This is a genomic window from Dongia sp., assembly GCF_041918875.1.
Lineage (GTDB): Bacteria > Pseudomonadota > Alphaproteobacteria > Dongiales > Dongiaceae > Dongia.
Window position 1 is genome coordinate 226756 of record NZ_JAYRUV010000001.1, and the last position, 13707, is coordinate 240462.

Here is a 13707-nt window from a genome sequence, read left to right on the forward strand (position 1 = left end):
GCATCACGACTTGCGGCCACGCCAGGCACCGATGATGCGTTGCAGGCCGAACGAAAGACCGATTGAGAGCAGCAGGAGGGCAACGAGCATGGCGATCCCCACCGGGCTTGGGTCACGGACGACGTCCATAATTTGCTGCCCCAGCAGCGCCATGACGCAAAAGCCAGGTGCCAGCCCCAGCAGCGTGCCGACCACATAGTCGACGGGGTGGATGCGCAGCGCGCCGGCGGCGAGGTTGACTAAAGTATAAGGCGCCCCTGGAATCAGCCGGATCACGGTAACGGCCATGATACCCCGCGCCAGGAGCGCCTCGCTGACGCGGTTCAATCGGGGGCCGAAGAAGCGGCGCAGGACGCGGCTCCCGAGCCAGCGGCCGATCGCATAGCTGACGATGGCGCTTGCCATGGCACCGAACCCAGCATAGGCGAGGCCTGGCCACAGGCCGAAGACGGCCACGGTGGCGACGATGAGGACGAGCAAAGGGAAAGCGAGGAGGCCGGCGAGGACGAAGATGCCGACGACCGCCAGGCCCGCCCCCAGGCCCGCCCCCAGGTCCGCCAAGGGAGGAGAGTCGGGCGAAACCAGCCAATGTTCCAAGGCTGTCGCCGGCTGCGTTTCGCCGATCGGGCCGAGGGCCCAGGCCGCTGTCAGGACGCAGAAGCCCGTGACCGTCGCCGTCATGAATGCCCAGGCGGCGCGACGGTCGGAGATCCACATCGATACCGGCCGGACCAGGCGCTGCAGGGCGATCGGCCGTTCGGGATCGGCGATGGATTTGAGGATCGGCATGGCAACCCCGTCTTCCTCGATGCCGAGGAACCGGGCGCGTCCGGTTCGGCCGACGACGGCCCGGATGGCCGGGATGAGCGAGCCCTGGCGGCGAATGGCCTGTTCCAGCGTCTCGACGCTGCAGCCGCAATGTTCCGCCAACAGGCGATGCCGGATGCGGCGGATGGCGCCGGCCGACTTTGCGTCCACCGCGGCGAAGGTCAGATCGCACTCGCTATCCGTCGCCATCGAGCGATGGCAAAGATTGGCCGATCCGACGCGCATATATGTATCGTCAACGATCGTCACTTTGGAATGGAGCGAGATATCGGTATCCGGAGCGCCGTGGGCCCGGGGGGCGAGGACCAGCCAACGGGCCGGCGCGCCGCCCTCAGCAAGCCCGCGCAGAAAGTCGTTCCGGCCGGGCAGCATGGCCTGCCGTTCGAGCATGCCGTGATAGCTGCGCGGGCACAGGATCACCACTTCCAGCGCCGGCTTCTGCCGCAACCGGCCGGCAATCGCGGCGGCCACCGGTGTCAGCGTGAGGTATTGGCTTTCGACATAAATCGTGCGCTCCGCACAAGCGATCATGTCGATGAAGAGACGCTCCACCTCCCTCACCTCGGGCCGGCCCTCGAAGGCGGGCTCGGTCCGAGCCACCGCTACGTCGATGCCGACGAAATCCGGCACGACATGTCGCGGCCATGCCGGCATCGTTCGCGGCGGCGGCGCGGGCGTTTCGCAGGCTGCCCGCATCCAGCGCGCGCGCACCAGCTCGGCCAGGACAAAGGCGGCCGGCCCGTCGACCATCGCCTGCACATCGTGGAATGGTGGATACGCCCTGCCGGCCGGGTCCTGCCGGAGATCGTTCCGCACGCAATGCCGGGAATCGTCCCAGCGCCGGATGGTCAGGTCGAGACCGCCGCAGAAGGCCAGGCTGTCGTCGACGATGACGATCTTCTGGTGATGCGCCGCGCCCAGGGGCACGGTGGCGTCGAAACAGAGATCGATCTGCGGCAGCCTCTTCCAGCGCAGCGCCAGCGATGGCAGGGGCTCGCGTTCGTCGGCGAAGAAGACCGAATAATCCCATAACAGGATGCGGATCCGCAGATGCGGCCTGCGCAGGGCAAGCGCATCGAGGAAATCACCGAGCGCGACGGGAAATCCGTCATCGGCCGCACCGCTTTCGCCCACCAGCGGCGTGCGGCTGTCGACATCCCAGCCGACGATGTGGATCGTGTGCTCGGCCGCCAGCATCGCATCGCGGACCGCCGCAAAATAGGCCGCGCCATCGATCAGCACGGATGCGCGGTGGGCTGTTTCCGTTCGCCAGACATTCTGCCCCGGCTTGAACAGCCGCGTGCGCGTCCGGATCCATTCTCCGCTTTCAGCCGGTTTCGCATCCTTGCACCGGATCGCCTGGCTCATTCATCGATTTCCATCCTGGACGGCGCGTCGATGATTCAACACAAGAAGTGGCCGATGGTGCCCTGTTTGCCCGGTGCTGGTGGGAATATGGCTGTTTCTCAGCCAGTTAACGGCGGAGACGCTCTCCGCGCCCGTTCCAGGATGAGGCCCTGTTGGTGTCTACCGAACAGGCGTGGCTTGGTTGTCAGGACAGCGTTGTTCGTTCTAAACACTCCGACCGCTTGATTTCCGAGGAGACGCAGCATGGAGCGATTCACCGGCGGTTGCCTGTGTGGCAATGTCCGAATTGTGGCGTCGGGACGCCCCTATCGGGTCGGCCTTTGTCACTGTCTAGACTGCCGCAAGCATCATGGAGCCCTCTTCCACGCATCCGCGATATTCCCTCAGGATGCGGTGACGATCGACGGCGAGACGCGCGACTATGCGGGGCGGTATTTCTGTCCCCGCTGCGGTTCGTCCGTTTTCGCACGCACGGCGGACGAGATCGAAGTGAACCTGGGGTCCTTGGACGCTCCTGACCAACTTGTACCAACCTACGAACTCTGGACCATCCGTCGCGAGTCCTGGCTGCCACCCTTTCCACTGAAGAAACGATACGAGCGCGATCGCGAAGGCACGGGCCGCTTCGAGGGGTAGGTCGCGCGATGGACCGCCGCTCACGGCGCGTGGGACAGCGAAGACACGCTCGTCAGAAAGTCACGCACGATCGGCATGCGGCACCGCTCGACGAAACAGACCGCGTACTCGTCGACCGTACGCTCGCTGTCCGTCAGCGGCAGGAAGCAGACCCGCGAGTCGTGGCCGATCTCACGATCCGCTATGACACCAATGCCGAGGCCCGCCGCAACGACCTCGCAGAGCGCTTCTCGCGACGAGACCTCGATCATGCTCCCCGGTGCTACATGATGGTCCGCCAGGGTCGACTCGAAGGTCTCGCGGGTGACGGATCCCTTTTCGCGGACGACGATCGTGAGGCCTGCGAGTTCGGCGGTGGATATCTCGCCCCGCGCGCGCCACTCGTGGCCGGCTGGAACGAATATCCCGATCCGCATCGACAATATCGGCCGGACGTGCAGCTGCGGATCCGGCGGCCGCCGGGCCGTGATGCCGACGTCGGCGCGATGGTTCACCAATTGCTCGATCACATGGCCTGAATTGCCGATCGACAGCGTGAAGGTGAGGTCCGGCCGGCTGGATTTCAGACTGGCGAGAATCTGGACGGAATGGAACGCTGCGTCGGCGGCAACGCGAAGATGGCCACCCCCTTGGCGGCGACTGCGGAGGATGGCGCGCGCCTCCGCCTCGGCCGCGAACAGACGCTTGGTCACATCGAAAAGAACATGGCCGTCGGGTGTCAGGTTGACTCCGAGTGGCTTCCTTTCAAACAGACTCAACCCAGAACTTGCCTCCAACTGCCGAACCTGGGCGGAAAGCGAGGACTGGCTGACGGCCATCTCGCGAGCCGCCCGCGAGAATCCGCCCGCCACGGCGACGAAGTGGAAGGCCCGAAGCTGAATCATCGACATGTTTCAGGGTTCCCATTTCCAGGTTCCGACCATTCCAGGTTCCGATCATGGCCGGGGCGGAGCGCCCACCTGGCGCTCATACTTGAAATGTAATTGGACTATGTCTCCGTTCGGTTGCGGCAGCGTGACGTTTCCAAGCGCACTGCACCTGCCGGCGCCGGCTGAATTGGGATTCTTCGCGACAGGCTATCGCCACCCGCGATACCGGGCATCGCAAGTTTCAATGGCCGATGCAACGCGCGCCTCGTCGAGCTGTCATCGTCGCTTCCTAGCATCCGGTTCGTCCGCATCGCGGGTCGAAGCGTTCGCCAGCCGGCGGTCGAGTTTCAGGCAAGAGAGGAAGCCATGGTACAGAAGGCAATCTTTATCGGGATCGATGGTATGCAACTGGAGCAGCTGATGCTGCTAGGCCTGCAGGGTGAAGGAGAGGAAATCCTCGGCCTCGACATCGTGGAGGGCTATGCGGGCGGCGTCCAGGGAACGGCGTCGGAGCAGAGCACCTCCAGCGGCCCCGGCTGGTCGACCCTGCTGAGCGGCGTGTGGGATGATCAGCACGGCGTTTCGAGCAACAACAACCAGCCGATCGCCAGCGAGGTGACCAGCATTTTTGAGTATATCAACAATGCCTCCCCCAATGCCACGATGGCTTCGATCGTCCATTGGTCGCCGATCAACACGGGTCACTTCGCCCGGGAAATGGGCCTGCTGGGCGATCCCGCAATCGTCGACTATGTGTCGAGCGGCCTTTCGGACCAAGCCGTCACCGACACGGCCGTGAACCTCATCAACACCGAGGCACCGGACTTCACCTTCGTGCAACTCGACAACGTGGATGGCGCCGGCCACTCTGCCGGCTTCGGCGAGACCTACGACAACGCGATGATCACTGCTTCCAATCAGGTGGGCGAGATTCTGGCTGCGGTCGCCGCGCGCGAGGCGGCCTATCCGGATGAGGACTGGCTGGTGATCGTTTCCACCGATCACGGCCGCGACCCGGCGACCGGCAGCAGCCATGGCGGGCAGACCACATCGGAGCGCCGCATCTTCATCGCTTCAAACCAGAATCTAGCTTCTTTCTCCGACCCGGTCCCGCAGACCTCCATCGTGGCGACCATCCTCGACCACCTCGACATCCCGTTCACGGTGTCGCCGGATGGACTGGCGAGCGGCTCCCTCCTGGAAGGCGCCGCGGATCCCATTCCCCCGGCACTCGAGGCGATTCTGGCGCCGGTCGACGACGCCGCGCGCGTTGCCATCGACTCCAACCTGTCGCTGCGGTTCAGCGAGGATATCCAGAAAGGTTCCGGCAACATCGTCGTCAAGCTGGCGTCGGACGACAGCGTGGTGGCGACGATCGACGTGACCTCGGCCCATGTCACCATATCCGGCGATGTCGCGACCATCGACCTGCCGGAGGATCTCGTCGCGGAGACGAATTACTATGTCGTGATCGAGCCGGGTACCTTCACCGACGGCGTCAACGCCTTCGCCGGCATTTCGGACAAGACGACATGGAACTTCGTCACCGATGCCGACGTGACGGCGCCGGAAATTGTCGCCCTGCAGCCGGCCGACGGCAGCGTCGATGTGACCCCCGACAGCAATCTGGTGATCGCGTTCAACGAGAATGTGCTGGCCGGCACCGGCAACATCCTGATCAAGCGGGTTGACGATGGCAGCATTGCCGAGACCATCGATGTGACGTCGGGCCAGGTCACCATCGACGGCAATATCGTGACCATCGATCCGGCATCCGACCTCGAGCCGGGCGTCGAATACTATGTCGCGATCGAGCCGGGCGCCTTGCGCGATACCGCCCAGCGCACCACGCTCTTTTCCGAGGACTTCGAAGGGCTTGCCCTGCAGCCCTTCGTCGGCGAGAGCGGCGGCGACGGCACCGACTTCACCGCGACCCCGCCGGAGGGCTGGACCCATGAGAACGCGACGCCCGCCGGCGGCCCGATCGAGTACTATGGCTGGACCTTCTTCGACAAGAACTCCTGGATCAGCTCGGCCGGCAATCAGGGCCGGGCGGGCTTCACCAAGGCCAGCGGCACGGTGATGGTGGCCGATCCCGACGAATATGACGACGGCGCCACAGATATCGATCCCAATCTGTTCAACGCCCAGATGAAGACGCCGGCGATCGACCTCACCGGCATCGTGGCCGGCACGGCCACTGTCACCTTCGACTCCAGCTGGCGGCGCGAGGACAACCAGAAGGCGGTCTTGACCGTATCTTACGACGGTGGTGCGCCGATAGAGCTGTTGCGCTGGACCTCGGATCCCACCGACCCGGACTTCAAGGCCGACGCAACCAACGAGAGCCTCGCCATCGCCCTCAACAATCCCGAGAGTGCGACCAGCGCGGTGATCAGCTTCGCCGTGATCGACGGTGGCAACGACTGGTGGTGGGCCATCGACAATATCGCCGTCCAGGGGACGAGCAACAACGGTGCCGGCACCGGCAATCCCTTTGCGGGCATTGACGACCCGACGGCATGGAACTTCACGGTCGAGGATGACGGGCCGGGCGACCTGGTTCTCGTCGGCACGCCGGAAGACGACGTGCTGGAGGGTGCCGCTGGCAACGACCTGATCCAGGGCCTGGGCGCCGACGACGTGCTCATCGGTGGCGAGGGAGCTGACATCATCGAAGGCGGCGACGGCGACGACATTGTCGAGGGCGGCGAGGATGACGACACGCTGAAGGGTGACCTTGGCGACGACACGCTGACGGGCAATGCCGGAATCGACGACCTTGCCGGCGGCGAGGGAGACGACGTTCTCGACGGTGGCGACGGGGCCGACACCCTTGACGGCGGTGCCGGCAAGGACGAGCTTGCCGGCGGCGAGGGCGGCGACATGTTCCTCTATCACCAGGGCGGCTTCGGCGCGGACACGATCGCCGACCTCCAGGCCGGCGACAAGCTCGGCTTCGATCGTTCGCTGTTCGGGGACACCGAAGATGTGCTCGATCATGCCGAGCAGGTGGGCGACGACGTCGTCATCACCCTGGACGAAGGGAACGCCATCACCCTGGTCGGCGTGAACCTGGGCGAGCTGGGCGAGGAGTCGTTCGCCTTCGTCGGCGATGCGCCCGACCAGCATCAGGTCGGCGGCGCAGGCGCGGACACGCTTGCCGGCGGGGCCGGCGACGATCTGCTGGAAGGCGGATACGGCAACGATGTCCTGACTGGAAAGGCGGGGAGCGACGTGCTCGATGGCGGCTACGGCAATGACGGCCTCGTCGGCGGCTCGGGCGACGACAGCCTCGACGGCGGGTACGGCAGCGACACGCTCGACGGCGGCAGCGGCGACGACGCGCTTATCGGCGGCTATGGCAACGACGCCCTTGCCGGAGACGAGGGCGACGATGTGCTCGATGGCGGCTATGGGAGCGACGTGCTGGCCGGCGGTGTCGGCGACGACCTGCTGACCGGCGGTCGCGGCGCCGACACCTTCGTGTTCGCTGCCGGCTTCGGCCAGGACTCGATCGGCGACTTCGGCGATTACGGTGCCGATGTGATCGAGTTCGCCGACGGGCTCTTCGCCGGGTTCGCCGACGTGATGGCCCACGCCGCCCAGGTTGGCGACGATGTCACCATCACGCTCGACGGCGACAACTCGCTGACCCTGGTAGGGACCAAGCTGGCGGCCCTGCACCAGGACAATTTCAGCTTCGTCTGATTGTGGTCTGGTCCCGCCAGAACGGGACGGTCGGTGGCACGGGAGCGTCCGAAAGGGCGCTCCCGTCTTGCCGTGGAGCGGCAGTGGCTCTGGCTGCCGTTTCGCTGGTTTTGTTGCCGATCTGTTCCAGTCGCGACTTCTGCGGAAAACGGCCCGAATGTCGATATTCTTGCGGTGGAAATGGTGGGTGCGACAGGGATTGAACCTGTGACCCCTACCGTGTGAAGGTAATGGGTAAACGGAAAAATTCACGTTAAATCAAATAGTTGTTATAAAAGTAGAATGCTGTGCACGGAAATTGCACGCCCTAGCCCCCAATTGGAGCAGTGAGTTGGATGGCGACATCCCTCGGCGCATGACCATTCCGCCTCCGTCATTTACTGGTGATCAAATGGATGAGTGCTCGGTTTCAGTTACGCGTGCCTGCTCTATAGCGTGATCTCATAAAGGGCGACGATCGCAGTTGTCGGCCATTTGAGACGAAGGATATGAGGGCGCCGTGATCATGCTCCGCTCCCGAATGTTTGTTCACCTCGGCTGGCAAATTCCGGCTTCATCCGGGGCGTCGCTGGCCAATTGCGCCAGTTCTAAGTTTGCCCGCTCAAAGTGGGTTAAGAATTGAGGGGACGGGTCACCAAGGCGGCAGCTATTTCATAGAATTGTACGATAATAATAATAAACCTTTGGTAGTTCTCCAATTGTACATCTGTGAAGGGATTGTAGCTCGTCAGAGCGCGCGTCAGTAGAATCTTGCTTGCCCACACTTAGGTCTTCAGACATATTTCGTAGGAATAGCCGTAAGATACTTGCGGACTAGATAGTAGCCGTCGCGGGGATTTAGCTTGGTCCAAGATGAGACAGCTACCAAGCCCATGAGCGGCGAAACCACTAGAGCAGAACCTATTGATACCGGGCTGCTTTGCCTGGTTTTGATGCTGCGCTTCCATGGTCTGGCCGTGGACGCGAAGGCTCTCTCACATCGCTTTGCGCCAGGTCCCAAGGGGCTCGAGGATGCGGACCTGCTGCGGGCCTCACGGGAATCGGGTCTTAAGGCGCGCTGGGTCAGCACCAACTGGGACCGGCTCGCCAAAACGCCCCTGCCGGCGGTCGCGGAAACCAGGGATGGGCGCTACTTCGTTCTCGCCAAGGTAGCAGATGGCGAGAACGGTACCGAGGCCAAGGCACTGGTCCACGACCCGGAAGAAAACCGGCCGATGGCGATCTCGCGGCCCGAGTTGGAGCGGATCTGGACCGGCCGCCTGCTGCTGATGACCAAGCGGGCGAGCCTTGCCGACACCTTCACCAAGTTCGACATCGCCTGGTTCATCCCCGCGATCCTCAAATACAAGCGCATCCTGGCCGAAGTGCTAATCGCCTCCTTCGTGCTGCAGCTCTTTGCGCTGGTAACACCGCTGTTCTTCCAGGTGATCATCGACAAGGTGCTGGTGCATCACGGCCTCACCACTCTGGATGTGCTGGTGATGGGCCTTGCCGTCATCACCCTCTTTGAGGTGCTGCTGGGCGGCATGCGCACCTATATCTTCAGCCACACCACCAACCGGGTCGATGTGGAGCTCGGGGCGAAGCTGTTCCGGCACATGCTGTCGCTGCCTCTGGCCTATTTCCAGGCGCGGCGGGTGGGCGATTCCGTGGCGCGGGTGCGTGAGCTGGAGAATATCCGCTCCTTCCTCACCGGCAATGCGCTCACCCTGGTGATCGATCTCGTGTTCACGGCCGTGTTCCTCGCCGTCATGTGGTACTACAGCGCCACCCTCACGCTGGTCGTCATGGCGGCCATTCCGTTCTATGTCGCGCTGTCGCTGTTCGTGACCCCGATCTTCAAGCGCCGCTTGGATGAGAAGTTCGCGCGCGGGGCGGAGAACCAGTCCTTCCTCGTGGAATCGGTGACCGGCATCGAGACCTGCAAGGCGATGGCGGTCGAGCCGCGCATGCAGCGGAAATGGGAGGAGCAGATCGCGGGCTATGTCGCCGCGGCCTTCCGCGTCACCAAGCTCGGCAACACGGCGAGCCAGACGGCGCAGCTCATCAACAAGGTGACCGTGCTGCTCACCCTCTATCTCGGCGCCAAGGCGGTACTCTCCGGCGATCTCACTGTGGGTGCCCTCGTTGCCTTCAACATGCTGGCGGGGCAGGTGCATGGCCCGGTCCTGCGCATGGCGCAGATGTGGCAGGACTTCCAGCAGGTGCGCATCTCGGTCAATCGGCTGGGCGACATCCTCAACGCGCCCACCGAACCGCTGCACCGGGCCGACAAGGCGACCCCGCCCAGCCTCGCCGGCCGCATCACTTTCGATCATGTGATCTTCCGCTACCGGACCGACGGGCCGGAGGTGCTCAGCGATCTCAGCCTCGACATCCAGCCCGGCCAGTCGATCGGCATCGTCGGTTCGTCGGGCTCCGGCAAAAGCACGCTCACCAAGCTGGTGCAGCGCCTGTTCGTGCCGGAACGCGGCCGGGTGATGGTGGACGGCATGGACCTCGCCCTCATCGATCCGGCCTGGCTTCGTCGGCAGATCGGCGTCGTGCTGCAGGAGAATGTGCTGTTCAGCGGCACGGTGCGCGAGAATATTGCGCTCACCGACCCCGGCATGAGCATGGAACGCGTGGTGGCGGCCGCCAAGCTCGCCGGCGCCCATGACTTCATCCTGGAACTGCCGCAGGGCTATGACAGCGTGCTGGGCGAGCGCGGCGCCTCCCTCTCCGGCGGCCAGCGCCAGCGCATCGCCATTGCCCGGGCGCTCATCACCAACCCGAAGATCCTCATCTTCGACGAGGCCACCTCGGCGCTGGACTATGAATCCGAACGCATCATCCGCGACAACATGGTGGCGATCTCCAAGGGCCGCACGGTGCTGATCATCGCCCATAGGCTCTCGGCCGTGCGCTCGTGTCACCGAATCTTGACCATCGAGAAGGGGCGGCTGGTCGAGGATGGGACCCATGAACAGCTGATGCGTGGCAAGGGGCGCTACGCCCAGCTCTACAATTACCAGATCGCCGATGCCGGCGCCGCGGTTACAGCGCCTGCCAATGCGACGAGTGCCAACAACCCGGGAGGCCTGCATGTCGCGCAGTAATCCTAAACCGTCATGGTCCGCGCAGGCGGACCACCCACGAATTTGCCAGCCATTGAAGAAAGTAACTCGTGGGTCCTCCGCCTTCGCGGAGGATGACGATATTAGTTACGTCGTCATGGTTCGAATGGACGGTCACCATGGCCACTGACAACGCCATCCCCTCACCCCAACCCCTCTCCCCATTTTATGGGGAGAGGGGCTTTGGAACAGGCTCGCTCAAGGCTCCCTCGCCCCGCTTGCGGGGAGAGGGCGGGGGTGAGGGGCGCTTCCATCCGGCAGGAAAGAATCCAGCGGATGACCGCCATGTCCACTGACAACGTCATCGCACTCCCCCCTGGCCGCGTGCGCGAAGCCATGGGCAAGCTTGGGGGCATGTTCAACGGCAACGACCATGAGCGGGAGTTCCTGCCAGCCGCGGTCGAGGTGCTGGAAACGCCGCCTTCGCCTTTGGGCCGCGCCGTGGCCCTCGCCATCTCAGCCTTCGTCGCTATCGCCCTGCTTTGGGCCTGCGTGGGTGAGATCGACATCGTCGCCGTGGGCCAGGGCAAGATCGTGCCCTCCGGCCGCACCAAGGTCATCCAGGCCTTCGAGACCGGTGTCGTCACCACGATCGCGGTCGAGGAGGGGCAGAAGGTCGCCAAAGGCGATCTGCTGGTGGAACTGGATTCAACCTCGACCGGCGCCGACACCGACCGTCTCACCAAGGATCTCTCCCGCCAGGCCCTGCTGGTGGCGCGCCTGCGCTCGATCCTGGGGTTGGCCGGCGGCGAGGTGCTGGACGCGCCCGACGATGCCCTGACCGGCTTCGATCCCGCGACCCTGGCCCTCGCCCGGTCCTTGCGCGCGACGCAATTGGGCGAGCAGGCGGAGAAACTAGCCGGCCTCGCCCGCGAACTGGAACGCCAGCGCGCCGGCGGTGTCGCGGCGCAGGCCGAGATCGCAAAAATCCAGGCGCAATTGCCGCTGAATCGAGAACAGGTTGATGCCCGCCGCGGGCTTCTCGGAAAGGGCCTGACGCCGAAGCAGCAATTCCTCGAAATGCAACAGGAGCTCATTGCCCTCGAAGGCGAAGGCCATATGGCTGCGGCGCGGATGAACGAGGCCCGCACTGCCATCGCCGGCACCCAGCGCCAGATGGCGCAGGTGAAGGAAGAGTTCGACCGCGACCGCCTCATGGAACTGACCGAAGCGGAAGAGAAGGTCGGCCAACTGACCGAGGAATTGAAGAAAGCCACCCAGCGCCAGTCGCTCCAGCGTCTCATGGCGCCGGTCGCCGGCACGGTGCAGCAGCTGCAGCTCCACACGATCGGCAGTGTGGTCGAACCCGCGAAACAGATCATGGTCATCGTCCCGGAAGACGCCGGCATCGAGATCGAGGCCGAGATCGAGAACAAGGATATCGGCTTCGTGCGCGAAGGCCAGGAGGCGGTCGTGAAACTGGATGCCTTTCCGTTCACCCGCTATGGCACGCTCATCGGCCATGTCGTCACGATCTCGGAGGATGCGGTCGAGCAGCAGAGCGGCAACGGCCAGCCACCGCGCCTCACCTATCTCGCGCGCATCCGCCTTGAGACGGACACAATGAATGTCGATGGTAGGATGGTCCACCTCTCCCCCGGCATGGTCGCCGCGGCGGAGATCAAGACCGGGACCAGGAAACTGATCAAGTTCGTGCTCTCACCGCTGCTGAAGATGAGTGGTGAGGCGGGGAGGGAGAGGTGACGTGGAGCGAAATTGTACTAGTATACGCGTTGGGGCGCGGCATCATGCCGAAGAACCCCATTCTAGCTCAATAGAGTGAGATATGCAGGAAGTGAAACCAAAAGCTGAACGAGAAATGGGAACTCAAGCCATGTCTGCCGCGGACAGGTGGACGTCCGTCCGACTTGCATCAGCTTCAATAGCTGATGCCGTCGGACTGTTCATGCGAACAGATCCATACAAACATTATAGTATTGCGGATCTCGAGTGGCTTCTCTTTCCGGCCCTTCTTCTCAACCAAGTGCAGTTTGCCTTTGCTCGCACTGTGCCCAGAAAAGATGGCGACCAGAACGGCACCGCCGATGAGCAGCGCGCAGTGCCAGTGGCGGTCGCGATGGTTACCTGGGCAATGGTGTCTGAGCAGGTAAAGCAGAAACTCGATACTCAGAAGAAGGCTGGCCAAGTGGCGCGGTTGGCCCCCCCCGAGTGGAGAAGCGGCAAGACGCCATACATCATGACGGGCGTTGGCGCCGCCGAACCCCTGCGTGAGCTCCTTACTCGTGTAAAGACCTCACTCCAACCGACGAGTGAAGTGGAGGCAGGGCAGTGAACGCCACATCCAATATTTCTGAAGAAATGTCCGCGCAAAAACGATTTACAGCATTGGTCACTCTCGGTGAGTCTCAGCGGATTTCTGCTTTTGAAATTGCTCGGGAGATTGGAAGGATTTGGCCCAGCCAACGCAATTCCATTCGTGCAAGCGTTCGCGACGACGACGGCGCACTTCTCCTCTACATCGACGGTGTCGTTGTTGTGGTAGTGTTCTTTGATCAGCCTGCCTCAGAGGACGCAATTTCCCTATCGAATGGTCCGGATCCTGTTTGGCCCGAAGCAAAAGAGGCCCTGGCGCCCCAGCGCGCGCACGCTCTTGTTACGACATTGGACAGCTTTACCAAACCTAAAGAAGCGTTCAGCTGTGCTCTGGCAATGACGCTCGTCGGTATTTCTCTCGTGCACCTGTTAGAGTCCGCTATTGGCCTCCATTGGATCGGGGCGGGCGTCGGTATTCCCGCCAGTCGCGCCAAGGAACTTGGTGTCGAGCTGGCAAGAGGCGTGATCCCCACAGAGCTTTGGTTGCGCCTCTATCTCATCCACGGCGGAGACGACTCCTCAGTCGGAGCGATGACGAAAGGCCTGATCCCATTTGCTGGACGAGAGATTGAAATCGATCCCGTGAGGATGAAGCCGAGGGATGTAAGTGCGCGAGCCGTCTCTCTATCCAATTACCTTCTCCAAAATGGCCCGGTCCTCAAGGACGGAGAGACAGCGGGCGTAACCGGACAAGAGAAGTTCAGGATCCATCTTGTCAATAGTGCGCGGGTGCGTGGTCTCCCGGTCTTTCACCTCATGCTCGAGTGATGGTAGGGCGCGCTCGCTCACTGCAGAACAGAACAAATTGTCGCAAAGTTGATAGTTCGACGGCTCAAAATCGTGAC

The 13707-nt window shown here is 63.0% G+C and carries 8 protein-coding genes; 6 read left to right on the plus strand and 2 right to left on the minus strand.

The window, feature by feature from the left end; genetic code table 11:
- Nucleotides 1-3 precede the first annotated feature (3 nt).
- Complete coding sequence (locus ACE3TY_RS01020) at nucleotides 4-2196, minus strand: VTT domain-containing protein (protein WP_374650056.1); 2193 nt, start codon at nucleotides 2194-2196, stop codon at nucleotides 4-6.
- A gap of 243 nt (nucleotides 2197-2439) precedes the next feature.
- Between ACE3TY_RS01020 and ACE3TY_RS01025 the strand changes: the two genes are divergently transcribed.
- Nucleotides 2440-2832, plus strand: coding sequence for a GFA family protein (locus ACE3TY_RS01025; protein WP_374650058.1), 393 nt, complete (start codon nucleotides 2440-2442; stop codon nucleotides 2830-2832).
- Nucleotides 2833-2852: 20 nt separating this feature from the next.
- Here the strand turns inward: ACE3TY_RS01025 and ACE3TY_RS01030 are convergent, their stop codons facing one another.
- Nucleotides 2853-3722, minus strand: a complete 870-nt coding sequence (locus ACE3TY_RS01030) for a LysR family transcriptional regulator (RefSeq protein WP_374650060.1) — start codon at nucleotides 3720-3722, stop codon at nucleotides 2853-2855.
- Nucleotides 3723-4067: 345 nt separating this feature from the next.
- Here ACE3TY_RS01030 and ACE3TY_RS01035 point away from each other — a divergent pair, with 345 nt between their 5' ends.
- From ACE3TY_RS01035 to ACE3TY_RS01055, 5 genes are all read left to right on the plus strand, one after another.
- Entirely contained in the window at nucleotides 4068-7412 is a 3345-nt protein-coding gene (locus tag ACE3TY_RS01035; RefSeq protein ID WP_374650062.1) for an Ig-like domain-containing protein, read from the plus strand.
- An 872-nt stretch (nucleotides 7413-8284) separates the two neighbouring features.
- Nucleotides 8285-10510: a type I secretion system permease/ATPase gene (locus ACE3TY_RS01040; RefSeq protein WP_374650064.1), complete on the plus strand. Its 2226-nt coding sequence runs from the start codon at nucleotides 8285-8287 to the stop codon at nucleotides 10508-10510.
- A gap of 303 nt (nucleotides 10511-10813) precedes the next feature.
- A complete protein-coding gene (locus ACE3TY_RS01045) occupies nucleotides 10814-12232 on the plus strand; it encodes an HlyD family type I secretion periplasmic adaptor subunit (protein WP_374650066.1) in 1419 nt (472 codons plus the stop codon).
- 82 nt (nucleotides 12233-12314) lie between these two features.
- The gene (locus ACE3TY_RS01050) at nucleotides 12315-12821 is read left to right on the plus strand and encodes a hypothetical protein (protein ID WP_374650068.1); all 507 of its coding nucleotides are present in this window, start codon (nucleotides 12315-12317) and stop codon (nucleotides 12819-12821) included.
- Nucleotides 12818-13630, plus strand: a complete 813-nt coding sequence (locus ACE3TY_RS01055; RefSeq protein WP_374650070.1) for a DUF4261 domain-containing protein — start codon at nucleotides 12818-12820, stop codon at nucleotides 13628-13630. Before ACE3TY_RS01050 ends, ACE3TY_RS01055 begins: the two co-directional genes overlap by 4 nt.
- The last annotated feature ends 77 nt before the right edge of the window (nucleotides 13631-13707 follow it).

Bases quoted from the DNA above. Each gene is read 5' to 3' on its own strand.
- ACE3TY_RS01035 (WP_374650062.1), top strand. From the start codon at position 4,068: ATGGTACAGAAGGCAATCTTTATCGGGATCGATGGTATGCAACTGGAG.
- ACE3TY_RS01025 (WP_374650058.1), top strand. From the start codon at position 2,440: ATGGAGCGATTCACCGGCGGTTGCCTGTGTGGCAATGTCCGAATTGTG.
- ACE3TY_RS01020 (WP_374650056.1), bottom strand. From the start codon at position 2,196: ATGAGCCAGGCGATCCGGTGCAAGGATGCGAAACCGGCTGAAAGCGGA.
- ACE3TY_RS01050 (WP_374650068.1), top strand. From the start codon at position 12,315: ATGCAGGAAGTGAAACCAAAAGCTGAACGAGAAATGGGAACTCAAGCC.
- ACE3TY_RS01040 (WP_374650064.1), top strand. From the start codon at position 8,285: ATGAGCGGCGAAACCACTAGAGCAGAACCTATTGATACCGGGCTGCTT.
- ACE3TY_RS01045 (WP_374650066.1), top strand. From the start codon at position 10,814: ATGTCCACTGACAACGTCATCGCACTCCCCCCTGGCCGCGTGCGCGAA.
- ACE3TY_RS01030 (WP_374650060.1), bottom strand. From the start codon at position 3,722: ATGTCGATGATTCAGCTTCGGGCCTTCCACTTCGTCGCCGTGGCGGGC.